The sequence below is a fragment of the Ensifer sp. Root954 genome (assembly GCF_001429005.1).
In the GTDB taxonomy this organism is placed as follows: Bacteria; Pseudomonadota; Alphaproteobacteria; order Rhizobiales; family Rhizobiaceae; genus Ensifer; species Ensifer adhaerens.
Map to the genome: position 1 here is coordinate 275 of NZ_LMJM01000054.1, position 21588 is coordinate 21862.

Genomic DNA, 21588 nt, shown 5'->3' on the forward strand with positions numbered 1-21588 from the left:
TGCCGAGCAGGCGGCCGAAAGCTTCCATCACAATGGCGGCGAGAAGTTCACCCACATCCCCTGTCTGAACGACAGCGCCGAAGGCATGGCCGTGCTCGAACACGTCGTGCGCCGGGAGCTTGCCGGCTGGCTACAGGGAACCGGCAAGAATAACGGCTAAGGCACCTCAAATTCATTCGGATTGCCTTTGCAGACGTCCAAGCAGCAAGGTGATGTCTTCCTGGATGTCCAGGCATATTTCGCGATACCGTCTAAGGTCTTGCTCAGGAGACTGTTTCCTCAAAAGTTCGTCGACCGTCATCGCGGCAAGCGCGTAGGTCTCGAAAAGAAGATCGAATTGCTCGCCGTCCAGAGCGCCTAGCTGTTCACGATGACGAGGCAACGCAAGGGCGACGCGGGCTCGCCCGATCTTAGCCAAAGATGTCTTCATGGAGCTAGCGGCCGAGCACATTTGAGCTGTCCAGAGCGTCGCATGCGTCAAAGCGAGAACACCTATTGCCTTCGCGCCAACGCCATCAATTGAGGAACCAGATTGCGAAATTCAGTACGGCCGCAAAGGAGACCCACGCTGCCAGCGGCAAGAGGCAAAGTGCCGCTTTCTTGTCGAGGCGCCAGGCCTGCGCGATCGTTGCGAGGATAAACCCGATTTGCACGATGATGTTCACCAGGCCGGCGACCGGACTTTGCATGGCGAAGAACATCCAGGACCACAACGCATTGAGGGCGAGCTGAACGTAAAATAGCGCCAGTGCCGTCAGCCTGCCCGGCGTCCTGGCAGGGAGGATCAAGAGCCGCCAGGCAGCGTAAGCCATGAGGATGTAAAGCGTTGTCCAGACCGGAGCAAACATCCAGTTCGCAGGATTAAAACTCGGCTTTTCCAGCGCTGAATACCAGCGTTCGAGGTTTGGATAGGTCGCCAATTGTCCTAGCATGGATGTCGCGGCGACCGGTACAATCGCAATTGCCAGCGCACGGACCCATCTTCTTTTGTCAGTGGAAGTTCGTTGCAACATTCTTCTACCCCTAATGCGGTGGCCAACGCTGACCAGACCTGTCTCATTCGGTGAGGACTGCCAGATCCGCTGGCGGCGCTGGCGAGCGGTTGCCGTCGAAGCGCGAGCCGACGGCTGACTTTTCTTCCGTTACGTATGACCTTGCTGATTGGATCAGCGAATTGAAGTTGGGATCTTACGCGGCCCGGCGAGCCCAATCCCGTTCTCACGCATTCACTGAAGCAGCGGTCCAACATTGGGTCGGTTTTCCGCAGCGTCGGTCATATCGGACGCGACGGTGATCCAGTTTGGTAAAGACGGCGTATTGATGGTGCTGGACAACGTCTGGCGAACATCGGTTGGGAACGCCCGCATGGTGCGGGCCAGCAAGGAGGAATGCACGAATGAAACGGTCCCTAAGACGTACCGCCGCGATCGCGTCTATTTTCGCTCTCGTAGCCTTCGCTGCTAATGCCGACAACCCCATGGTCGGTGGAGCGGCCATGTCCGAAAGCAAAAACATCGTGGAAAACGCAGCAAATTCGAAGGACCACACGACACTCGTTGCAGCAGTGAAAGCCGCCGGTCTCGTGGATACGCTGTCCGGTGATGGCCCGTTCACCGTGTTTGCGCCGACGAACGCAGCTTTCGATGCCTTGCCTGCCGGCACTGTCGACACACTCCTGAAACCCGAGAACAAAGAAAAGCTCGCCAAAGTGCTGACTTGTCATGTCGTGGCTGCCAATGCCCTTTCCGATGCAGTCGGCAAGATGATTGCCGATGACGGAGGGAACCATTCAGTCAAGACCGTGGGCGGTTGCACGCTTTCGGCAAAGATGGATGGCGACAAGATCACACTCACTGACGAAACGGGTGGCATTGCCACTGTAACGATCGCCGACGTCAAGCAGTCAAACGGTGTCATTCATGTGATCGACAAAGTGCTGCTTCCGAAAGCGTAGTAAAACATAAGAACGGGTCGTGGTTGACCACATGCGTTTGCCGCCGGCTAGGTCGGCGGCAAACTGGCAACATCGGTCCCTGCGCCGTTCACCGCCAAACGATGGCAATGCTTGAAATACCGGACGTTTTCGCCGTGGACCAAAGATCTAAGTGCTGTGCCCCCTAACAATGCTCACCACTCAACGGGCAAGCCATCATAGGCGAAGAAGCCTCCGGAGTTTTCCGGCGTCAACCGATCAATAACCCGGAGCATTGCACATGCGCTCTCACTGGGATCCAACCGGCGGTGGGGAGTGGAGTAGTCTGCCGTCATTTTTGTCGCGACCGTCCCTGGGTGGAGTGCGACGACCACCGCGCGCGGATGGGTGCGGGTCAGTTCTACGGAAGCTGTGCGGACGATCTGGTTGAGCGCAGCCTTCGACGCTCGGTAGGAAATCCAGCCCCCCAGGCGATTGTCTCCGATCGACCCGACCCGGGCAGACAGGAAGGCGACTATGCCGCGGTCGCTGCGGACGAGCTTCGGCGCGAAGTGTTTGAGAACGAGTGCCGGTCCAATCGCGTTCAGCGCGAATTGCCGCATCATCACATCTGGGTCGACTTGCTTGAGTGATTTTTCAGGACCCACGCCGTCGACAACAAGTCCGCCGGTCGCACAAAAAACAAGATGCAGCCCATCTACAGTCTTCGCTGCTACTGCTGCGACACTCTCTTCGTCTGTGATATCGAAGGAATTGTCCCTACGCGAGAGCGCTACAAGCTGCAGGCAATTGGGATCGGACCGGAGTTCGCCGGCGATTGCGGATCCGATGCCGCCGCTGGCTCCCAAAACCACGGCGCGGTATCCTTTAGCAAGTGACGTAAGCGGCATCTTTCAATCCTCCTCTAAACACCAAGACCCTCGTCCAGACGTTGCAGGAAAGCGCTGGCGCTTTGCCGATACTCATTTCTCCGGTCCTGCGTCATGCGCCGTCAGGTGGCGTAGGGGTGTTGAAGTCTTCGGTTTGCCGAAAGCTCTTGGTCGCCAAAAATAAAGATCAGTCTGCGACAGCATTTCATGGGGGAACACCGTTTGAAAACCCAAGAGCGTTTACGAGGGGAACGGCTCGTTGGATTATCGCATAGCGTGGCCGCGGAGGTTTTTCGGCGCAGCAGAGGGAGTTCGGCCCTTATAGATGACTCACGCTTAGCATCGCCAAAAGTTTCCTTAGGCGACGGATATGCCCTGTCCAGCGGACGCGACGGGAGAGAGGGCGTATTTGATAGGACAACGACGCGTGAGTGGATCCTCGGCAAGTTGACCTGTGAGCGAGAGCACCGATGGCTACCCTTCGATCCTTCGTGGCCTTGGTGGGCTGGTCAATCGCCTTCGGTCAGGTATGACGAAATAGCCTTAGCAAGCTGCTCTGCTCGCCTGACATTGTCAGGATCCGCCAGCATGAAGTCGGACGCCAGGGCTTCGATGATTGCCATGGCCGGGACGTTTGTGGCCGAAAGAACCGGGTGTCTGGATGGCGCGAGAAGCAATCGGTCGGCGAATTGAGCCAGCGGAGCGGCTGGAGAATCCGTTATGGCGACAATTTTCGCCTTTTTGTCACGTGCAAATCTGACGATCTCGACAACATCCCTGGAATACCTGGGGAAAGATATTGCAACCAGTACGTCGCCTTCTCCAATCGACATCGCACGCGCGGCAGCGGACTCCGTTCCTCCGTATTGAGCGACATTTATAACTTCGTCCCGATAAGGTTGCAGCGAAAGGACCAGCATTGCCGCGAGGTGCGCAGAAAGGCCAAAGCCTATCACGAATACCCTTCGAGCCGCTCTTATGTCACCGCAAGCAACGCGTATGTATTCGGCGGTCTGCGGGCTCTTGAGCGCGTCAATGTTGGAGCCCGTCACCTCGATGCTGAGTTCAACACCCTGGCTACGTTTATCGAGGTCTCTTATCGAGGCATCGAGCTTGGCGACAGGCGCTATCAATTCGCTCACCATAGCGGCGATGGACGATCGAAACTCCGAAAAGCCCGCCAATCCGAGGTCTCGAACAAAACGGCTGACGCTTGAAGCCGAAGTTCCCGTTGCAGAAGCAAGTTCCTCGATGCCATGCGTTGCCACGAACATCGGGTCCCGGAGCACAAAACCGGACAGTGCCCGCTGCGAAGCCGATCCGTCCCGCAGCAGCCTGCTGAGTTCGAGACCTAAAGCAGAGGTGGCGAAGCGTCGATCGGCTTCTGCGTTCCAGGTGAGGGATGTCTGAAAATTTTCTTTCATTTGTTGACTCTATGAAAATATCCTGCCATTGAGAAGTCAGCTTAGCTGATTTTGGGAGGAAATCGCATGCGAATGAAATTTCTCGCTTCAATCGTTGCCACAACGATGCTCGCCGGTACTGCGTTTGCGGAGAATCTCCGCATAGGCGTGGAAGGAAACTATCCGCCCTTCTCCGTAGTTGCTCCCGATGGAACGCTTTCCGGCTTCGATATCGACATCGCAAATGCGATCTGTGCGAAGTTGAAGAAGAACTGCGTGATGGTGCAGCAGGAATGGGACGGGATGATCCCGGCGCTTAATGCCAAGAAGTTCGATATCATCGTGGCTTCGATGACGATCAACGAAAAGCGCAAGAAGGTCGTCGACTTTTCCAACCCTTACTATGACGTCCCGTCGCGATGGGTGGCGCGCAAGGGTGACTACAAGAGCTGGTCGCCGGAAGAGCTAAAGGGCAAGACGATCATCGTCCTACGCAACTCTCCGCGTGCCGAGTATGTTGCGAAAAACTACCCTGACAGCACCGTTTTGGCGGTGGACAAGGAGCCGGCCGTCTACCTGGAGCTGGCGGCGGGTCGCGGCGACATCGCCTTCGGATCGTCGGTGGTTTCGGCCGAATCTTTCCTGAAGAAGCCCGAAGGAAAGGACTTTGAGCAAGTCGGCGACACCCTCTTCTTGGGCGAGGACGCCGACGGCGGCGTCGGCATCGCTGTGCGTAAGTCAGATGGCGCTCTGCGCGAGGAAGTAAATGCCGCTCTGTCTTCCATCATGAGCGACGGTACTTACAAGCAAATGTCGGGCAAATACTTCGACTTCGACGTCACGCCGCAATCGGCAAAGAAGTAGTTCTTTTCCCGCGATCGGCGCCTGGGCGGCGCCGGTCGCAAGGGGTGCTGTTCCATGTTCCAAGGTTATCTACCGATGATTCTGGGGGGGCTCCGTGTGACCCTCAGCGTGGCGTCGGTCTCACTGGCGATCGCCTGTGTTATCGGCCTGATTGGCGCGTCCGCAAAGGTCTACGGCGGGAAAGCGGCAAGATTGTCGGCTGCCGCGTACACGACGACGGTGCGCGCTTTGCCGGATTTGCTTGTTATGCTCGTCGTCTTCTACGGCGGCCAGATCCTGCTCAATTCCATCTCCGAAACCTATGGGTGGGGTTATCTCGATGTCGATCCCTACATAGCCGGCGTTAGCACAATCGGCTTTGTATTCGGAGCTTACCTGACCGAGACGTTCAGGGGAGCGATCCTGAGCGTGCCGGCGGGGCAAATCGAGGCTGGCTTTGCATACGGTCTTTCCCGCTGGCAGGTGGCCTTCTACATTCTGCTGCCGCAGATGATACGGCATGCCGTGCCCGGCCTGACGAATACGTGGCTGGTCATGTTGAAAGCGACAGCGCTGGTTTCGATCATCGGGCTCGACGATATGGTCCACCGGGCCGGGCTTGCGTCTGCGGCGACGCGGGAGCCATTTACCTTCTACGCGCTTATCGGCCTCATCTATCTCGCGGTCACCACATTTTCGGTTCTCCTCTTCGGAGCGCTTGAGAAGCTTTCTTCACGCGGCGTTCGCAGCGGAGGTGCTGCATGATCGACTGGGAAATCGTTGCCGATAACCTGCCGGCATTTGCGGGCGGTCTGGTAAACACTTTGATCCTGTTGGCAACCGTCGTCGTCAGCGGTTTTGCGGTCTCGGTGCCACTGGCGCTCGTGCGCTCGATGCGGTCGCCCCATTTTTCTCGCGCGGTATGGCTGTTCACCTACGTCATCCGCGGCACGCCGCTTCTTGTTCAGCTGTTTGTCATTTACTACGGAATGGCTCAGTTCGAATTCGTGCGCAGCAGCGCGATATGGCCGCTATTCCGCTCTCCCTGGTTTTGCGCGTGGCTTGCGCTGACGATCAACACTGTCGCCTATACGACCGAGATATTCGCCGGCGCGATCCGAACCACGGCGCCAGGCGAAATCGAAGCGGCACGTTCGATCGGCTTGAGCCGCGCGGCGGTTCTCAGGTACGTAATCTGGCCATCGGCCTGGCGTCGCGCACTGCCGCAATACGGCAACGAGGTGGTAATGATGATGCATGCCACCGCCCTTGCGAGCACCGTGACGATTGTCGAGGTGATGCGGGTCGCGCGCGACGTCTACACCAATTATCTCGTGCTGGCGGAATCCTTCGGCGTCGCCGCCGCAATTTATCTGTGTCTGACCATCGGTCTCACCACTTTTTTCCGCTGGCTCGAGACGCACTTTTTGCGGCATCTCTCCCGCTCGGACGCTCCGAACGCCAAAGAGAAGCCAGCCGAGCATCTCAACCCGAAAGTTGCATGATGAAAGAGACAATGTTCGATATCGAAGGTCAGGGACCCGGCACGCGGCATAGCTTGAAATGTGTCGAATTCGGGCGGCACGCAGACACGCCACTTGTCTATATCCAAGGTGGTCTCCATGCCGACGAGGCTCCCGGCATCATCGTCGCGCATGCGCTTTGCGAGACGTTGGCGGAGCTTGAGGCGGCCGACGCGATCTTCGGCTGCGTTCGGGTCGTTCCGGTAGCCAATCCGGTCGGGCTGTCTCAGTTTTCCCTTGGTCAGCAGGAAGGCCGTTTCGATCTTTATGACGGACGGAACTTCAACCGGCATTATCCGGATTTCGGACCCAAGCTGTCCGCCCGGCTTTCCAACCGCTTGGGCTCAGACGCCAGCGCTAACGCGGCCGCCATCCGCGCCGAGTTGATGGCCCTGGTTGAGGAATGGCACGTCGTCACCCCCTCGGACAACGTTCGAAAATGCCTCATGAAACTTGCGATTGATGCCGATTATGTGCTGGATCTCCATTGTGATGGAGAGGCTGAGGTTCATCTCTACACGCAACCGCATTTCGCACGGATATTCTCGTCGCTTGCGACGCGTCTTCACGCCCGAGCGGTGCTGCTTGCTGAGATCTCAGGACTCAATCCGTTCGACGAGGCCCTCGTGCGCCCATGGTTGGACCTGGCAAGAGCGCTGCCCGACGCGAACATCCCGCTTGGCTGCGCTTCGACCACCGTTGAGTTGCGCGGTCGTAGCGATGTGGATCGGCGACGCGCCCGGAGCGACGCCGAGGCGATCGTCGAGTTCCTACGCGATCTAGGGGTCGTCAAGGGTTCGGCCGCGCAGGCGCCGGCCAAGCTGTGCGAGCCCACCCCGCTCGCAGGTTCAGAAGCTGTCATTTCACCGTCTGCGGGGGTCGTGAGCTACGCACTCGACCTTGGCCATCATGTAAGGGCTGGTGATGTGATAGCTGAGATCATCGACCCGCTTTCAGGAACGGTGACGGCCGTGAAGGCGCAGACATCAGGCGTGTTCTACGCACGCGCTGACAGCCGCATCGCCGAGCGCGGTAAACGCCTTGGCAAGATCGCCGGCAACGATGTGTTCCGCAACGGTCCACTTTTAAGCCCATGAGCGCCAAGGCGCGGAGACAGACTATGACAGCGATGCTCGAAGTGACCAACATCCGAAAGAGGTTCGGCTCCGTTGAGGTGCTCAAAGGCATCTCGCTCAGCGCGAGGCGCGGAGATGTGATTTCCATGATCGGCGCGTCCGGCTCGGGAAAAAGCACGTTCTTGCGATGCCTCAATTTCCTGGAGCACCCGTGTGAGGGCAGCTATCGGTTTCAGGGAGAAAAACTTGACCTGAGAAAGGCGTCGAGCGGAGACCTGACGGTACATGACCCCAAGAAGCTCGCTTCGATGCGCTCGCGGTTATCAATGGTCTTTCAGCAATTTAACCTGTGGAGCCACATGACGGCGAGGGAGAACGTGATGCTGGGGCCGATGCGCGTACAGGGGATAAGCCGCGCTGAGGCAGCTGAACGAGCCGACGCATACTTGGCAAAGGTTGGCGTGTCGCACCGCCGCGATGCCTTTCCGGCATTTCTCTCGGGCGGAGAACAGCAGCGAGTTGCGATCGCCCGGGCGCTCGCGATGGAACCGGAGATCATGCTTTTCGACGAGCCGACCTCGGCGCTTGATCCGGAGCTTGTCGGCGAAGTGCTTCGGGTCATGCGGGGATTGGCCGAGGAGGGAAGGACCATGATCGTCGTCACCCACGAAATGGCATTTGCCCGCGACGTTGGCAATCATGTCATCTTTCTCAGCCAGGGTGTGATCGAGGAACAGGGCGATCCACGCGACGTTCTGAGCAATCCGAGTTCCGAACGTCTTCAAAGCTTTCTTTCTTCGCGGCACACGAATTGAGCGGCCCCTGGCCGCTTCAATCTCCGAGTTGGGGTCAAATCAGCTTTTGTACGGCCGAAACGGAAAAATATCCGGCGAGAGCGGACGCCGTGGTGATGAAGACACCCCACACCATGTCCACCAAGCTTACCTCCAACGACCACCCCTTGATCGTTGCCAGATTTGTCATGTCGTAGGTGCCGAAAGCGACAAGGCCGAGCAGAGCTCCCGATACCAGTGCTGTCGTCCAACGTCCGGAGCTGAGCGCAGGTATGACGGCAAAATATGAAACACCGGTTACATAAATGACGTAAAATGCAGCGGCGGCAATGAGATTTGGATGCTCGAGCAGAAGCTCTCCAATTCGGCTGCGATAGAATTTCGACGACCCGGTCAGCCACAAAAAGTCCAAGCCGAGAAAGACGATCGCTGTCGCCACGTAGGATATCGCGTAGGTCATCCGGTCGCCTCCGATCAGATCCGAAGGACAGGTTGAAGCAAACGCATAAACCAGCTTCGGAACCTGAGCGGCGCGTCGGTTACCGCCAGACAGATACAATCTTGCTCAGGCGTTGCCAGGGGCTGGTGTTCAACGCTCGGGTCTGCCTCCTCTATATCTCCGCGGGCGAACAAGAGTTCTCCGTCATTGAAGCTTCCGCTGAGCACGAGCGTCAATTCGCGCCCTCCATGGCTGTGTTCCGGCACGGGTTTTCCGGCCGGTATGCGAAGCAGACGGGCCGTTGTCGACCGATCGGCCAGCTTGATCGGAATGTGATAGGCGCCACGTCCCAGAGACTTCCATTTCAGCTCCGCCAGATCTCCTCCAAGATAGGATCGCAACGGTTCCGGGATGGTTGGCGGCGAAACGACTTGCATTACTCTCGCAGGTTGCTTCGGCGAGACGCTTGGGGGAGATTCCGCGGTTCGTAGGCGCTCTTTCAACCGATCGAAAGACGAGATTTCTATTGGCACTGGCTCCATGCTCTCGAGCAACTCTCCGGCCGTATTCTCCATCAAAGTCAGTCTTGTCCGGCAGTTGGGGCACAACGCAAGATGCGTTGCAACAGCAAGCCGCCAACCCTCTTCAAGCGTGCCGGATGCATATCCCACCAGCAATTCGTCGCTCACATGATGACGGATATTCATTTTCCGTCCTCCAGCGCAGCCCGAAGCCTCGCAAAGGCAAGTCGGATTCTCGACTTCACCGTTCCGAGCGGCAGGTTCAGCTTGGTGGCAATCGCACTGTGAGAGCAATCGTCGAAGAACGAAAGCTTCAGCAATTGGATCTGTTCCTGAGGCAAGTCCTTCATGGCGTCCTTCAACCGGGTCGCATCCTGGCGTTCCGCCAGCTCGTTCTCCGCGCTTTTGGCATCGTCTGCCACAAATGCGGGGTCATTGACGTCGAAATCCGGCCTCCGGTTCTTGCGGTACGCGTCAATACGAAGGTTACGGGCAATCGTGAAGATCCACGTACCTGCGTTACCGCGTGTCGCTTCGAACTGGCCTGCCTTGTTCCAAACGGTGATCATCACTTCCTGCATCAATTCCTCGGCGATGTTTGGATCACGCGTAAGGCGCGCCATATAGGCCTTTACGCGCGGAGCGTAATAGCGGAACAACGCCTCGAAAGATTCGATATCTCGCTTGCGACCGACTGCCTCGAGCAGAGAGCAGGCTTCATCTTTAGTCAGTTCCCCGTCCCGCTCTACCATGCGTCCACGCTTCTTCTGCCTCCCAAGGTCGACCGGCGGCTCATGCCCAGATCGAACAAATGGGATATCTGGAACAGCGGTAGCGGAAATCGCAAGAATTGTCTCCATGGCACCTATTACGATGCCTCCTGCTTCTTGGATCATTGTTGTCCAAAATTTTGCAAGGTGATCAATCCGATCGGGAGATTTTTTCGTAGTGCGTTCGTAATTGTTCGTCAAATTGAGGGGATAACATGCGGTTTGATCGGGGTATGAGGGGTGAATTCGGGCAACGGCGTGTCGCTGTGATTGGCGCCGGTATCTCGGGAATGTCCGCGGCTTGGCTACTCGGTAAAAGCTTAGAGGTCGTTCTTTACGAAGCCGGCGACAAACCTGGCGGTCATGCCAACACCGTCTTCGCGCCGACGGCTGTTGGACCGGTTCCGGTCGATACCGGGTTCATCGTGTACAACGATCGCAACTATCCCAACCTTGTAGCGCTGTTTGATCACCTTGACGTCCCGACCCAAGCTTCCAATATGTCGTTCTCCGCTTCGTTGGATGGCGGGGCATTCGAATACTCGGGCTCTGGATTGACAGGCTTGTTTGGTCAACCGTTGAACGCACTTCGTCCGCGCTTCTGGAGAATATTGTCAGACATTTTGCGCTTCTATCGAGAAGCTCCCAAAGCCCTTAATCGGCTAAATCTCGCTAGCAAGACGCTGGGGGAGTATCTCGACGAGAATGGCTACAGCAATGCCTTTGTTACCGATCATCTCCTTCCCATGGGCGCTGCGATCTGGTCCACAACGACCAAACGCATGCGTGATTATCCGCTGCATGCCTTCATTCGATTCTGCGACAGTCATGGTTTGCTTGAATTGACGGACAGACCTCGTTGGCGAACCGTAACCGGCGGAAGCCGAGAATATGTCAGCAGGCTGATGTCGGACTATTGCGGCGAGCTTCGGACAAGCAGGGCAGTCCGGGAAATCCGCCGCGAGGTGGGGACGGTGGTCATAACAGATCGTGATGGCAATCGTGACACTTTCACGGATGTGGTCATCGCGACTCACGCCGATCTAGCGCTGGCGATGCTTGCCGAGCCTGACGCACGTGAAAGAGAGCTGTTGTCCGCGATCAGCTACACAAGCAATAAGGCGGTTCTGCACTCAGATACCTCATTGATGCCCAGGCGGCGAAACGTGTGGTCGAGCTGGAACTACATTGGCGCGTCGGATGATTGTGGTGAGCGCCAGCTTTGTGTGACCTACTGGATGAACCGATTGCAAGGGATCGATCCGGCGACGCCGCTTTTTGTGACGCTGAACCCGCATCAAAAGATAGCCAGTGAGCGGATAATCGCGACATTCGATTATGACCATCCCCTATTTGATCAGCGAGCGTTGGCGTCTCAAAAGGAGCTTTGGGATCTCCAAGGACGCGGCGGTGTCTGGTTTTGCGGGGCCTACTTCGGCAGCGGATTTCACGAAGACGGACTGCAGTCCGGTCTTGCGGTTGCCGAGGCCATCTCCGGCGAGCGGCGTCCATGGACGGTCCGCGACGATTCTGGCAGGCTCCCCTGCGAGATCGGTTACGCGGCGGCTCAATGATGTCGAGGTCGGCTCTTTACAGCGGCCAGGTGTGCCACGTTCGGTTTAGACCCCGCCGGCATAGGCTTTCCTACAGGGTCTTTTCGCTGCTCCTCGATCTGGACGAGTTGGCTTCGCTGGACAGCAAGTTGCGCCTGTTCGGCCATAATCGCTTTGCTCTGTTCAGTTTTCGCGACAGCGATCACGGGAATGGTGAAGTAGGCGCGCTACGCAGTTGGGTCGAACGCCAGCTTTCCGAGGCCGGGGTGGACGTGAAGCAGCTGCGTATCCGTGTGCTATGTTATCCCCGCATACTCGGCTACGTTTTCAACCCTTTGACGGTCTTTTACTGTGAGGCAAGCGATGGCCAAGTCCGGGCCGTTCTCTATGAGGTCTGCAACACATTCCACGAACGCCATACCTATGTCATTCCGGTGAGCGACGACGAGGGCGGAGCGATCCGGCAGTCGTGCGTCAAAGAACTTTACGTTTCTCCGTTTGTACCCATGGATTGCCGCTATGAGTTCAACCTCAGGCCGCCGGGGGAAACCGTGTTCGTCGGCATAACCGAAAACGATTGTGACGGGCGACTTCTCACGGCTGTATTTTCCGGAGAAAGGGAAGAGATCTCGGATAAGAGGCTTTTTCTAACCTTCCTGAAACACCCCATGATGACAGTAAAAGTAATGGGTGCGATCCATTGGGAGGCGCTCAAGATCTGGCTAAAGGGCATGCCCGTGCATCGTCATCGACCGGCGGACCTGCGGGTCGCCACAACGATTGTCTCCCGTTTCGAACAGAAAGACACCTTGGCATGAGCGAGCTTGATCAGGGTGCGGCATTTTCAATATCGTCGGGCCGCCCGCTGTGGCAAAGAATAGTATGCGGTTGGCTTGCCCGTATCAAACGCGGGCAGTTGCGCGCGGAGTTCCCCTGTGGGGCAGTGCATTTGGTCAAAGGCGACGTCCCCGGTCCGACTGCAGCGATCGTCTTTACGAACTCAAGAGCGGTCTGGCGTATGCTCACAAGCGGCAGCCTCGGGTTTGCTCGATCCTATCTTGATGGCGACTGGGAGACGCCAGACCTGGGAACGCTTATGGATTTGGCGCTTGCCAACGAAGAGAGCCTCAAGCCAGCGCTCGCCTCTCGCCCGCTAATAAGCCGCCTCGCTTACCTCCGGCATCTGTTCAGACGAAACTCCCGTGCCGGGAGCCGCCGAAATATCGCGTTCCATTACGACCTCGGGAACGATTTCTACCGCGCATGGCTCGATGAGACGATGACGTACTCTGCCGCCATCTTTGAGCGGCAAGGGCAGTCACTCGGTGAAGCCCAACAAGCCAAGTACGACAGGATCCTAAGTGAGCTTCGAATCGGTCCGCAAGATCATGTTCTTGAGATCGGTTGCGGCTGGGGCGGGTTTATGGAGTACGCGGCCTCGCGCACGGGGTGTCGCATTACCGGGCTGACTTTGTCGAAGGAGCAGGCCGACTTTGCGAGAGCTCGGCTGGCAAACAAGGGATTGTCTCCGTTGGCCGAGGTGCGGCTGCAAGACTATAGGGATTGTGAAGGACGTTTCACCAAGATCGTCTCAATAGAGATGTTCGAAGCCGTGGGAGAGGAGAATTGGCCGGTTTACTTTGAGAAGCTGCGCACGAACCTCGCTCCTGACGGACAAGCGCTGATCCAGGTCATCACGATCGACGAGAGGCGGTATGAGCGGTATCGGCAAAACGCCGATTTCATTCAAACCTATGTGTTTCCCGGTGGCATGCTGCCTTCTGCGGCAGTCTTCAGGCAGGAGGCTGTCACTTCCGGCCTACGGGTGCGGGATGCATTTTCTTTCGGCCGTGACTACGAGAAAACCCTGCTCTTGTGGGAAGGTGCTTTCCTCAAAAGTTGGCACAAGATTGAATCCGCTGCATTCGACGAACGGTTCAAGCGCTTGTGGCGCTACTACCTTCACTACTGCGCCGCCGGCTTTCGCAACGGGACCATCGATGTCTACCAGTTCCGGCTCGAACCAACGTGACGGAGGTCAGGTCTGCTCCTCACGCAACATGCGGCGCGTCAAGGCGAACCTCAGGCTTGGAGGAAGCGCCTTCAATAGCTTCAAGACCACTTTCATCCTCCACGGGAATGCGATCTCGAACTTCCCCCGCTCAAGCCCGCGCATGATGTATTCCGCCGCACTTTCCGAAGAGATCAGGAAAGGCATTGGAAAGTCATTCTGACGCGTCAAGGGCGTATCGACAAATCCTGGATTGATAATTGTCATCTGAACGCCTTGCCGTTCAAGTTCGGGATAAAGGGCCTCGCACATGTTGATCAAGGCGGCTTTGGTCGCGCCGTAGCCCGCGGCACCAGGAAGACCGGTGTAGCCTGCCACAGATGCCATGACGGCAATCCGTCCCGACCGGCGCGTCGTCATCGCTGGCATGATCGCCTGCAAACAGTTCACGGTTCCCATGATGTTGAGCCCGACCATCTCTCCGATCGCCGCGGCGTCGAAGGTCGACAGGCTATCGCGCCGGTACGTTCCTGCGCCGAAGACCGCAAGGGAAATCGGACCCAGGCGCATTTCAATGTCGCGTACGGTGTTTTCTGCCGCTTCGCGGTCGGTCACATCGAGGGGAAAAGAATGGATCTTGTTCTCCAGCGATTGTGCGAGAGTATCGAGCTCCACCGAGTTGCGCGCGCTTATGGCGACGGTCCAGCCGTCAAGTGCCAAACGGAGTGCAAGCGATTTCCCGATGCCGGAGCTTGCGCCGGTAACCCACGCCACCTTTCGACGATCCGTCTCGTGGAAGGCGTGATTGTTGATTAAATCGCGACCGATAGTCATGGAAACCTACCTCAGTGGGCGATGGGGAAAACGTGTCATCAACCTGGCAGCCGTAGACGAGCGCAATACCGTCAAGTCCGGCCAATAAGCTCTCGTTGGGCCACACGATCGATCGGAAAGCCCCACATGAGCCCGATTGCTGCGAGCTTCGGGACGATTGGTGCCCAGGCGTAAAGCAACGAAAGACCCTTGAGAGCGTCGGGCGACGAACGATCTTGAGCCGGGTCGAAGCCAATCAGACTGAGCATGGGAAACGTCACCCCGACTGCTGTCGCCAGAGAGAGCTTCGTGGCAAGTGCCCACGCCGCGAAATACATGCCGGAACGCTGAGAGCCTGAGACTGCTGTGTCGTTGTCGATTACGTCTGCCTGCATGGATGGAGGCAAGACAAGGTCGAAGGCGAGCAGAAGACCGGTGCACACGCATATCGCACCAAAGGCGACCAGGTCTCCGTCGCCGAGAAATCCTGATACCGCAAAGATCGAGCACGTCACCAGCATAGCGCCGCTCCAGGCCTTGTGCTTGCTCCAGCGCCTTGCGGCCTTTACTGCGAGCGGTACGCCAAGAACTGCGCATGCGAAATAGAGTAGGAGAAACGGGCCGCGCCATTCCGCAGCTCCCAGACGCTCTGAGACAAAGTAAAGAAACAAAGTAGCTGGGATTGCGTTTGCAAATCCATTCAAAAGAAAAGCGGCGATGAGACGCAGGAACGGCCGGTTCTTCGACATGAAAACCAGGCTTTGCATCAGGCCAAACTCCCGCGTCGACCGATTGACGGGTTCGGGGACGAAAACGAAAGCCATAAGCCCTGTGAGCGGAAGCAAGACCGCGACAAGAACGGCTACCGCCTTTAGCCCATCGGCGTTATTTGCCCCAGCCGTCCCAACAGCGAAGGGAAGGCTGATGGCCGATAAAGTCCCGATAAGCGTCGCGCCTTCGCGGAAAGCTGCAACGCGTGTTCGCTCGGCATAGTCGGTTGAAAGTTCTGCCCCCCAGGCAGTGTAGGGCAGAGAGGACCAGGTAAAGCCAAGTGACAAAAGCCCACCCCATATAAGCAGATAGCCGAGCCCGATTGTTTGAGGCGGCCAAAAAAGCATGAACGCGGCGACCGCGGTTAGCGGAATTGACGCAAGAAAAAAGCCACGCCGGCGACCGCCAACGCCATTCCACCGGTCGGCAAGCCAGCCGAATATCGGATCACTCGCTGCATCAAGAAGACGAATGGCAAAAAGTGCACCGCCGACGGCCGCGACCGGTAGTCCCATGACTTCGGAGTATAACGTCGGAACGATGACGAAAAGCGGCAGCGCAAGCGCCGCCAATGGGAACGCTGGAAGCGCATAGAGGATGAGTGTCGAAGGGTGTGACCTGGATGCTCGTCTGCTAGACACTTTCCACATCAGTCACTGTCTCCTGAATTCGACACGCGTCCAGGCAACCGGCAATCCGAATTTCGTCACATAGGCGGTATTGAGGACACGACCGTCATTGTTCAATGTCATGGTGTCGTGAAAGCGAACTTTGTTCTTGCGGTTTTTTGAGTCGAGGAAGACCAGATAGCTGAAGCGCGCGACATTATCTTTAATCCGCACCTGCGTCTCTCCAATCACGTCCTCGCGCGTACCCCTGTATCTGCCGGGTCCATCCTTTATGAACCGCCACGTCTTGCGATCTCGACTGCCGTCATCGAACCTGAAATCTTCCCTGAGCGTCAGGGTGCGGCCGTCCCATTTTCCGACCAACTCGACTTCGAATGTCCTTTTAACCCCGGTGATGCTTTGAAAGCTTCCCTCGGCGCTCGACCTGCCTGTAAAGAAGCTTTCAAGCGAAAAGGACCCGGCGGCCGCTGGCGCAACCAATGCAAGGTTCATGGCGAGGACCGTAAGAAAAACGCTGAAGATGCGCATGCATTTCCTCCGTCAAATCGATTGCGCGGCATAAGCTTCAATTCGCGGCCTCCTTTCGCTGCCACATCAAAGCTCGGGACCTATTCGGGCGATACCGGTCTTTCCGTCGTTCCGGATCCACTTCAGCTTTTTCTCTTCGACCCGGTAGAGCTCGAAACACATCGGGCGACCGTCGTACCAGGTGCGAAACTGCTGGCAGAGACGGTCAGACTGTATCCACCAAGTGCCGGTGTCTTTGGGTTTGACGAACCGGCCGAGGCCCAAAGCTTCGCCGTCACCGTCGACACTGCCACTTCTTCGATAGTTTAGCGGGAATTCCCCACCCAATGGAGCTTCAAGGAAGATGCGCCTGCCGACGATCTCTCCCTTGATCTCGTTTGCTCTGTATTGCTCCGCAGCGGCCTCTGACGGTACGGCTGCGCACACAGCTGCGATCGCTATTGCGGTTCGGAACATGGCTCGTTCGTTCGCTCCCGTTGTTTTTCGTCAGCCTGGATTACGAGAAGTGGGCGCGGTTGGATCAGTCCGGATGAGCCTTGTAGTGATTTCGATAAGCGCCACGATCCGCGCCTCATTCGTATTCGTATAAAAAACTGAACCTACCGCGCCAGATGCTCCATCGCGTGCCGGAGGCAGTCAGGCGACCCATTACAGCTGGAAGAAAAATACGCAGGTATATTGCCGCCGGAGATTGGAAAAGCTGAAGCAGCTGAAGGATGAGAATGCGCGGCTGGACCCTCGCAGTCTCCGGCTTCGTTGCGCAAAAAAATTAGTCGCGCGCGATCTATTAGCGCGGTTGACATGTTTCTTTTGAGGCAATATAGATTGTGCACAAACTAATCGGGCGCGATAAAAACTCCCTCGTAGCCTGTATTGGACCGAAGCCACAAAGGATATCGTCATGTTTAAACTCGCTGCGACCGTTGCCTTAATCGCCGCTCTCCTGTCCGGCGGGGCTGTTGCCCAGCCCGCAAAGCCCACAGTCGTTCTCGTTCATGGCGCTTTCGCCGATGCGTCGAGCTGGAATGGTGTGACGAAGATCCTTCAGAAAAACGGGTTCACGGTCGTTGCCGCTGCCAATCCACTGCGCAGTGTCGCAGGCGATGCGGCCTATGTTTCAGACATCATCTCGAGCATCAAAGGATCCGTCGTCCTCGTTGGGCATTCCTACGGAGGCCAGGTGATCTCGACCGCGGCAAACGGCAAGGACAACGTCAAGTCGCTGGTCTACGTTGCAGCCTTCGCTCCGGAAGCTGGAGAAGCAGCTGCCGATCTCGCCGGTAAGTTCCCCGGGGGCACGCTTGGCCAAGCGCTCGCCGCCCCGGTAAAGCTGATAGGTGGCGGCGTCGATCTTTCCATCGACCAGGCGAAGTTTCACGACCAGTTCGCCCACGATGTTTCAATCGAGGATGCGGCACTGATGGCCGCCGGCCAGCGCCCGATCACCGAAGCTGCCTTGACGGAAAAGTCAGGTTCGCCCGCCTGGAAGACGCTGCCCTCCTATTTCATCTATGGGGACGGCGACAAGAACATCCCAGCGAAGGCACTCGGCTTCATGGCCGAACGGGCGGCCTCCAAGCACACTGTCGTAATCGAGGGTGCATCCCACGTTGTGATGGTGTCGCAGCCCCAAGCCGTCGCAGACGTGATCGAAGAGGCTGCGAAGTAGTCTCTGAAAACTCCAGTGACCAAAGCCGTCACCCGAGAGGGTGGCGGCTTTGCCGTGACGGGGCGGTTCAGCCATTGCGGCGGCGCCGACGGGCCGAGGCGTGTGCTAGCGCTTCAGTGACAGCATCGGCGAGGCGCTGCTGTTCGACGCCATCCTGCGGGCGAAGCGCCGGTGCTGACGCGCGCGAACCCTGCGTCAGAATGACTGAACGCCAGGCGCTAACAGCCGCATCGGGTTGTAGCTCCGGATCCATTTCGCTCGTCAATCAAGCATGATCATGTGAGCCGGCAACTGTTCTTCGAAGAATTTCGAGAAGGTCGCGATGCGGGGCGGCAGCGCTTGATAAGGCGGATAGTATAGGGTCAGCCAAAGTTCCGGGGGCGACCAGCCTTGAAGGACATGGACGAGGCGACCGCTGCGGACTCGCTCCGCGATATGAAATCCCGGAAGCATGGCAACGCCCGCTCCATCGGCGGCCATGTCGGCAAGCACCTCGCCGCTGTTGGCGCTGAACGCCCTCCCGGCCGTGATGGTCGTGCTCGATCCGCCATCAGAAAGGTGCCAGGTCTCCCGCCTGCTTTCGCCGCTGTATGCAAGGCAGTCGTCCGGCGTCAACTCGCTCGGGTGGTCCATCTCGGTGAACCGGGTGCCCGGCGCCGCCACCAAAATTCTCGGCACGGCCCGGATCTTGCGCCATATCGTAAACTTGTCCGATGGCTGGGATGAGATGCGGATCGCGAGATCGTAGTCATCATCGACGATGTTGACCAAGCCGTCCGAGAGCGAGATTTCAAACGACATTTTTGGATAGAGTTCTCGAAAGCCGGACAGGATCGACGGTAGAACGGTTTTACCGAGCCAAGTCGGAGCGCTTATTCGCAAGCGACCCTGGTCCGCCTTATGAGCGTTTCTTACGTCGCGTCTGGCGCTTTCCAGCGCCTCTAGGGACGGCTGGATTTGCGCGGCAAAGACGGCGCCGTCCGTCGTCAGCGAAACCTGGCGCGTTGTCCGCACAAACAGCTGCACGCCGAGATCGTCTTCGAGCGCGGCGATCGCCCGCGTAACTGCGGCCGGCGTCATATCAAGCTCGCGTGCAACCTGCGCGAAGTTGCGCTTCTCAGCCGCCATAAGGAAGGTCTTCAGGGCTTTGTAGTCGTTCATCGCATTGTTTCAATTTCTGCAATTCATTCGAGATAAATATTGCAATTCTTTGCGCCAATCAACCCGGCTATAACCTTGTCTATCGACGGACAACGTCAACGGAAAGGGCACTGGCCATGATCAAGGATATCAAGGGACTGCATCACGTCACTTCGATGGCGTCGGACGCGCAAAAGAACAACAGGTTTTTCACCAACACGCTCGGCCTGCGCCGGGTGAAGAAGACGGTCAACTTCGACGAGCCCAGTGTCTACCACCTCTATTACGGTGATGAGTTGGGCACGCCCGGAACGGTCATGACCTACTTTCCCTTTCCCCATATAATGACCGGACGGCCCGGTGTCGGCGAAGTCGGCGAAACCCAGTTCTCTATCCCGAAAGGAACGCTTAGTTTCTGGAAGGAGCGCCTGGTTGCTCAAGGTGTCGGTGGCATGCAGGCTGAAACGGTCTTCGGCGCAGAGCGCTTGCGCTTCACAGGCCCTGATGGCGATGGCCTCGCTTTGGTCGAAACGGCTATCGACGGGCGGGCGCCATGGCTTGGTGAGGGTATCTCGGAGGACAACGCCATTCGCGGCTTTACCGGCGCCCGTTTCAATCTGCACGACACTGCTGCGACCGAGGAATTGCTGCGCTTTATGGGCTATGAGATTGCCGGAGTGGAAGGAGACGTCACGCGATTGATCCTTCCTGGTGGCAACGGTGCAGACACCATTGAACTGGCGGCCTTGCCGAAGACGCCATTCGCCCGTCAGGGGGCGGGTTCGGTCCACCATATCGCTTTTGCGGTCGAAAATCGGGAAAAGCAACTCGAAGTGCGCAAGGCCCTGATGGATACCGGCTACCAGGTAACCCCCGTCATCGACCGGGACTATTTCTGGGCGATCTATTTCCGGACACCCGGTGGTATCTTGTTCGAGATTGCAACCAACGAGCCCGGCTTCGACCGTGACGAGGACACCGCCCATCTCGGCGAGGCGTTGAAGCTTCCGAACCGTTACGAGCCTTTCCGCAACAAGATCGAGGCCGGTCTGGTTCCGCTTGCCGCTTAGAACCCGTCGAATCTGATACGCACGACTTAACCAACCGACAACCTTGAGCCGGCTACTCGCGCCAGCCGGCTCGTCTCCGAAACCCTTCTCATTTCAACCGTCGCACGCCGGCGACACCAAACGGAGTATTCCAGATGTCCAAGCTCGAAGTTCTGACCCCGCAAAACAGCCAGCTTATCTTTATCGACCAGCAGCCGCAGATGGCTTTCGGCGTGCAGTCGATCGATCGCCAGGCTCTGAAGAACAACGTCGTCGGCCTCGGAAGGGCTGCCAAGATCTTCAACATCCCAACGACGATCACCACTGTCGAAACCGAGTCCTTCTCCGGCCACACCTATCCTGAACTGCTCGCCGTGTTCCCGGAAAACGACATCCTTGAGCGCACTTCGATGAACTCCTGGGATGACCAGAACGTCCGTGATGCCCTGGCGAAGAACGCCGCCAACGGTCGCAAGAAGATCATCGTCTCGGGGCTCTGGACCGAGGTCTGCAACACCACCTTCGCGCTTTCAGCCCTCCATGATGTTCCGGACTACGAAATCTACATGGTCGCCGACGCGTCGGGCGGCACCTCGGCCGACGCCCACAAATATGCGATGGACCGCATGGTCCAGGTTGGCGTCATTCCGGTCACCTGGCAGCAGGTACTGCTCGAATGGCAGCGCGATTGGGCTCGCAAGGAAACCTACGACGCCGTCACTTCGCTGGTGAAGGAGCACTCCGGTGCCTATGGCATGGGCATCGACTATGCCTACACCATGGTCCACAAGGCCGGCGAACGCGTCACCCACGGCAAGCGGATCGGCCCGAACCCGGTCAAGTGATGCAGTAGGCAGCCGCTCTGACCGGGTCGAACCGGTAAGGGCGGCAGCCTCAACAGGTGAGGATCACCCGCATGAAACTTTACCTCATGTCACTCGGCGCCGGACTTCTGGTCGGAATCGTCTACAGCCTCCTCAATGTCCGTTCGCCAGCGCCCCCGGTCATTGCCCTTGTCGGCCTTCTTGGGATTCTGCTCGGCGAACAGATCGTCCCCTTTGCCAAGACCCTGTGGAGCAACGAGACGGCGGCAATCTCGTGGATCAACCAGGTCAAGCCGCACATGTTCGGCCACCTCCCGGGCGGACAGACAGCGGCTCGCAAAGTTAACGATCGCGAGAGTGTCTGATCATGCCGACAAGACGCTCGTTCCTCGGTGCCGCCTCGTCGCTGGCGCTGCCCGCTCTCTTTCCG

General features: G+C 57.6%; 25 protein-coding genes. 13 read left to right on the plus strand and 12 right to left on the minus strand.

Annotation, left to right across the window (positions count from 1 at the left end; translation table 11 throughout):
• Positions 1-172 precede the first annotated feature (172 nt).
• Both ASE71_RS34545 and ASE71_RS34550 read right to left on the minus strand, forming a co-directional pair.
• A complete protein-coding gene (locus ASE71_RS34545) occupies positions 173-418 on the minus strand; it encodes a hypothetical protein (protein WP_060635021.1) in 246 nt (81 codons plus the stop codon).
• Positions 419-515: 97 nt separating this feature from the next.
• A complete protein-coding gene (locus tag ASE71_RS34550; RefSeq protein ID WP_060520960.1) occupies positions 516-1013 on the minus strand; it encodes a TspO/MBR family protein in 498 nt (165 codons plus the stop codon).
• 383 nt (positions 1014-1396) lie between these two features.
• On the opposite strand from ASE71_RS34550, the gene ASE71_RS34555 reads away from it, so the two are divergent.
• On the plus strand, positions 1397-1954 hold the full coding sequence (locus ASE71_RS34555; RefSeq protein WP_034802194.1) for a fasciclin domain-containing protein: 558 nt from the start codon (positions 1397-1399) through the stop codon (positions 1952-1954).
• Between the two features lie 173 nt (positions 1955-2127).
• Here ASE71_RS34555 and ASE71_RS34560 read toward each other — a convergent pair whose 3' ends face one another.
• Both ASE71_RS34560 and ASE71_RS34565 read right to left on the minus strand, forming a co-directional pair.
• Positions 2128-2823 carry an SDR family oxidoreductase gene (locus ASE71_RS34560; RefSeq protein WP_060520959.1) on the minus strand — a complete coding sequence of 232 codons (696 nt, stop codon included), beginning with the start codon at positions 2821-2823 and terminating at the stop codon, positions 2128-2130.
• A gap of 488 nt (positions 2824-3311) precedes the next feature.
• The gene (locus ASE71_RS34565) at positions 3312-4226 is read right to left on the minus strand and encodes a MurR/RpiR family transcriptional regulator (protein WP_060520958.1); all 915 of its coding nucleotides are present in this window, start codon (positions 4224-4226) and stop codon (positions 3312-3314) included.
• A 51-nt stretch (positions 4227-4277) separates the two neighbouring features.
• On the opposite strand from ASE71_RS34565, the gene ASE71_RS34570 reads away from it, so the two are divergent.
• The 5 genes from ASE71_RS34570 (at position 4278) to ASE71_RS34590 (ending at position 8462) form a co-directional block, all read left to right on the plus strand.
• On the plus strand, positions 4278-5069 hold the full coding sequence (locus tag ASE71_RS34570; RefSeq protein WP_156411769.1) for a transporter substrate-binding domain-containing protein: 792 nt from the start codon (positions 4278-4280) through the stop codon (positions 5067-5069).
• A gap of 75 nt (positions 5070-5144) precedes the next feature.
• Entirely contained in the window at positions 5145-5813 is a 669-nt protein-coding gene (locus ASE71_RS34575; protein ID WP_246802826.1) for an ABC transporter permease, read from the plus strand.
• Positions 5810-6553: an ABC transporter permease gene (locus ASE71_RS34580; protein ID WP_060520956.1), complete on the plus strand. Its 744-nt coding sequence runs from the start codon at positions 5810-5812 to the stop codon at positions 6551-6553. Before ASE71_RS34575 ends, ASE71_RS34580 begins: the two co-directional genes overlap by 4 nt.
• A gap of 11 nt (positions 6554-6564) precedes the next feature.
• The gene (locus ASE71_RS34585) at positions 6565-7668 is read left to right on the plus strand and encodes a succinylglutamate desuccinylase/aspartoacylase family protein (RefSeq protein WP_162251889.1); all 1104 of its coding nucleotides are present in this window, start codon (positions 6565-6567) and stop codon (positions 7666-7668) included.
• A 23-nt stretch (positions 7669-7691) separates the two neighbouring features.
• On the plus strand, positions 7692-8462 hold the full coding sequence (locus ASE71_RS34590) for an ABC transporter ATP-binding protein (protein WP_082566486.1): 771 nt from the start codon (positions 7692-7694) through the stop codon (positions 8460-8462).
• A gap of 34 nt (positions 8463-8496) precedes the next feature.
• On the opposite strand, the gene ASE71_RS34595 is transcribed toward ASE71_RS34590, so the two are convergent.
• From ASE71_RS34595 to ASE71_RS34605, 3 genes are read right to left on the minus strand one after another with little or no spacing between them, the layout of a single operon-like run.
• Positions 8497-8901: a DUF2177 family protein gene (locus ASE71_RS34595; protein WP_034802206.1), complete on the minus strand. Its 405-nt coding sequence runs from the start codon at positions 8899-8901 to the stop codon at positions 8497-8499.
• 14 nt (positions 8902-8915) lie between these two features.
• Positions 8916-9587, minus strand: coding sequence for a ChrR family anti-sigma-E factor (locus tag ASE71_RS34600; protein ID WP_060520954.1), 672 nt, complete (start codon positions 9585-9587; stop codon positions 8916-8918).
• Complete coding sequence (locus ASE71_RS34605; RefSeq protein ID WP_320410656.1) at positions 9584-10297, minus strand: sigma-70 family RNA polymerase sigma factor; 714 nt, start codon at positions 10295-10297, stop codon at positions 9584-9586. Before ASE71_RS34605 ends, ASE71_RS34600 begins: the two co-directional genes overlap by 4 nt.
• Before the next feature lie 89 nt (positions 10298-10386).
• Between ASE71_RS34605 and ASE71_RS34610 the strand changes: the two genes are divergently transcribed.
• Genes ASE71_RS34610 through ASE71_RS34620 form a run of 3 tightly spaced genes read left to right on the plus strand, consistent with a single transcriptional unit; the run spans position 10387 to position 13756 of the window.
• Entirely contained in the window at positions 10387-11745 is a 1359-nt protein-coding gene (locus ASE71_RS34610) for an NAD(P)/FAD-dependent oxidoreductase (RefSeq protein ID WP_060520952.1), read from the plus strand.
• Complete coding sequence (locus ASE71_RS34615) at positions 11745-12542, plus strand: DUF1365 domain-containing protein (RefSeq protein WP_320410657.1); 798 nt, start codon at positions 11745-11747, stop codon at positions 12540-12542. The genes ASE71_RS34610 and ASE71_RS34615 overlap by 1 nt, the downstream gene beginning before the upstream one ends.
• The gene (locus tag ASE71_RS34620) at positions 12539-13756 is read left to right on the plus strand and encodes an SAM-dependent methyltransferase (RefSeq protein ID WP_060520950.1); all 1218 of its coding nucleotides are present in this window, start codon (positions 12539-12541) and stop codon (positions 13754-13756) included. Before ASE71_RS34615 ends, ASE71_RS34620 begins: the two co-directional genes overlap by 4 nt.
• A 6-nt stretch (positions 13757-13762) precedes the next feature.
• Here ASE71_RS34620 and ASE71_RS34625 read toward each other — a convergent pair whose 3' ends face one another.
• The 4 genes from ASE71_RS34625 to ASE71_RS34640 form a co-directional block, all read right to left on the minus strand.
• Complete coding sequence (locus ASE71_RS34625; RefSeq protein ID WP_060520949.1) at positions 13763-14569, minus strand: SDR family NAD(P)-dependent oxidoreductase; 807 nt, start codon at positions 14567-14569, stop codon at positions 13763-13765.
• A 71-nt stretch (positions 14570-14640) separates the two neighbouring features.
• The gene (locus ASE71_RS34630) at positions 14641-15969 is read right to left on the minus strand and encodes an MFS transporter (RefSeq protein ID WP_060520948.1); all 1329 of its coding nucleotides are present in this window, start codon (positions 15967-15969) and stop codon (positions 14641-14643) included.
• A gap of 3 nt (positions 15970-15972) precedes the next feature.
• Positions 15973-16476 (minus strand): DUF3833 family protein, encoded by a 504-nt coding sequence (locus ASE71_RS34635; RefSeq protein ID WP_060520947.1) that lies wholly within the window; start codon positions 16474-16476, stop codon positions 15973-15975.
• 66 nt (positions 16477-16542) lie between these two features.
• Complete coding sequence (locus ASE71_RS34640) at positions 16543-16932, minus strand: hypothetical protein (protein ID WP_060520946.1); 390 nt, start codon at positions 16930-16932, stop codon at positions 16543-16545.
• Positions 16933-17377: 445 nt separating this feature from the next.
• On the opposite strand from ASE71_RS34640, the gene ASE71_RS34645 reads away from it, so the two are divergent.
• Positions 17378-18145: an alpha/beta fold hydrolase gene (locus tag ASE71_RS34645; RefSeq protein WP_034802225.1), complete on the plus strand. Its 768-nt coding sequence runs from the start codon at positions 17378-17380 to the stop codon at positions 18143-18145.
• Positions 18146-18406: 261 nt separating this feature from the next.
• Here ASE71_RS34645 and ASE71_RS34650 read toward each other — a convergent pair whose 3' ends face one another.
• Positions 18407-19306: a LysR family transcriptional regulator gene (locus tag ASE71_RS34650; protein WP_034802228.1), complete on the minus strand. Its 900-nt coding sequence runs from the start codon at positions 19304-19306 to the stop codon at positions 18407-18409.
• A gap of 116 nt (positions 19307-19422) precedes the next feature.
• Between ASE71_RS34650 and ASE71_RS34655 the strand changes: the two genes are divergently transcribed.
• From ASE71_RS34655 to ASE71_RS34665, 3 genes are all read left to right on the plus strand, one after another.
• Positions 19423-20355, plus strand: a complete 933-nt coding sequence (locus ASE71_RS34655; RefSeq protein WP_034802231.1) for a VOC family protein — start codon at positions 19423-19425, stop codon at positions 20353-20355.
• Positions 20356-20489: 134 nt separating this feature from the next.
• Entirely contained in the window at positions 20490-21179 is a 690-nt protein-coding gene (locus ASE71_RS34660) for a hydrolase (protein ID WP_060520945.1), read from the plus strand.
• 71 nt (positions 21180-21250) lie between these two features.
• Positions 21251-21523 carry a XapX domain-containing protein gene (locus tag ASE71_RS34665; protein WP_060520944.1) on the plus strand — a complete coding sequence of 91 codons (273 nt, stop codon included), beginning with the start codon at positions 21251-21253 and terminating at the stop codon, positions 21521-21523.
• Positions 21524-21588: the final 65 nt, after the last annotated feature.

What these genes read in the sequence shown, in the direction of transcription:
- ASE71_RS34550 (WP_060520960.1), bottom strand. Translation starts at nt 1,013, where the DNA reads ATGTTGCAACGAACTTCCACTGACAAAAGAAGATGGGTCCGTGCGCTG.
- ASE71_RS34555 (WP_034802194.1), top strand. Translation starts at nt 1,397, where the DNA reads ATGAAACGGTCCCTAAGACGTACCGCCGCGATCGCGTCTATTTTCGCT.
- ASE71_RS34560 (WP_060520959.1), bottom strand. Translation starts at nt 2,823, where the DNA reads ATGCCGCTTACGTCACTTGCTAAAGGATACCGCGCCGTGGTTTTGGGA.
- ASE71_RS34565 (WP_060520958.1), bottom strand. Translation starts at nt 4,226, where the DNA reads ATGAAAGAAAATTTTCAGACATCCCTCACCTGGAACGCAGAAGCCGAT.
- ASE71_RS34575 (WP_246802826.1), top strand. Translation starts at nt 5,145, where the DNA reads ATGATTCTGGGGGGGCTCCGTGTGACCCTCAGCGTGGCGTCGGTCTCA.
- ASE71_RS34580 (WP_060520956.1), top strand. Translation starts at nt 5,810, where the DNA reads ATGATCGACTGGGAAATCGTTGCCGATAACCTGCCGGCATTTGCGGGC.
- ASE71_RS34585 (WP_162251889.1), top strand. Translation starts at nt 6,565, where the DNA reads ATGTTCGATATCGAAGGTCAGGGACCCGGCACGCGGCATAGCTTGAAA.
- ASE71_RS34590 (WP_082566486.1), top strand. Translation starts at nt 7,692, where the DNA reads ATGACAGCGATGCTCGAAGTGACCAACATCCGAAAGAGGTTCGGCTCC.
- ASE71_RS34595 (WP_034802206.1), bottom strand. Translation starts at nt 8,901, where the DNA reads ATGACCTACGCGATATCCTACGTGGCGACAGCGATCGTCTTTCTCGGC.
- ASE71_RS34600 (WP_060520954.1), bottom strand. Translation starts at nt 9,587, where the DNA reads ATGAATATCCGTCATCATGTGAGCGACGAATTGCTGGTGGGATATGCA.
- ASE71_RS34605 (WP_320410656.1), bottom strand. Translation starts at nt 10,297, where the DNA reads ATGATCCAAGAAGCAGGAGGCATCGTAATAGGTGCCATGGAGACAATT.
- ASE71_RS34610 (WP_060520952.1), top strand. Translation starts at nt 10,387, where the DNA reads ATGCGGTTTGATCGGGGTATGAGGGGTGAATTCGGGCAACGGCGTGTC.
- ASE71_RS34615 (WP_320410657.1), top strand. Translation starts at nt 11,745, where the DNA reads ATGTCGAGGTCGGCTCTTTACAGCGGCCAGGTGTGCCACGTTCGGTTT.
- ASE71_RS34620 (WP_060520950.1), top strand. Translation starts at nt 12,539, where the DNA reads ATGAGCGAGCTTGATCAGGGTGCGGCATTTTCAATATCGTCGGGCCGC.
- ASE71_RS34625 (WP_060520949.1), bottom strand. Translation starts at nt 14,569, where the DNA reads ATGACTATCGGTCGCGATTTAATCAACAATCACGCCTTCCACGAGACG.
- ASE71_RS34630 (WP_060520948.1), bottom strand. Translation starts at nt 15,969, where the DNA reads ATGTGGAAAGTGTCTAGCAGACGAGCATCCAGGTCACACCCTTCGACA.
- ASE71_RS34635 (WP_060520947.1), bottom strand. Translation starts at nt 16,476, where the DNA reads ATGCGCATCTTCAGCGTTTTTCTTACGGTCCTCGCCATGAACCTTGCA.
- ASE71_RS34640 (WP_060520946.1), bottom strand. Translation starts at nt 16,932, where the DNA reads ATGTTCCGAACCGCAATAGCGATCGCAGCTGTGTGCGCAGCCGTACCG.
- ASE71_RS34645 (WP_034802225.1), top strand. Translation starts at nt 17,378, where the DNA reads ATGTTTAAACTCGCTGCGACCGTTGCCTTAATCGCCGCTCTCCTGTCC.
- ASE71_RS34650 (WP_034802228.1), bottom strand. Translation starts at nt 19,306, where the DNA reads ATGAACGACTACAAAGCCCTGAAGACCTTCCTTATGGCGGCTGAGAAG.
- ASE71_RS34655 (WP_034802231.1), top strand. Translation starts at nt 19,423, where the DNA reads ATGATCAAGGATATCAAGGGACTGCATCACGTCACTTCGATGGCGTCG.
- ASE71_RS34660 (WP_060520945.1), top strand. Translation starts at nt 20,490, where the DNA reads ATGTCCAAGCTCGAAGTTCTGACCCCGCAAAACAGCCAGCTTATCTTT.
- ASE71_RS34665 (WP_060520944.1), top strand. Translation starts at nt 21,251, where the DNA reads ATGAAACTTTACCTCATGTCACTCGGCGCCGGACTTCTGGTCGGAATC.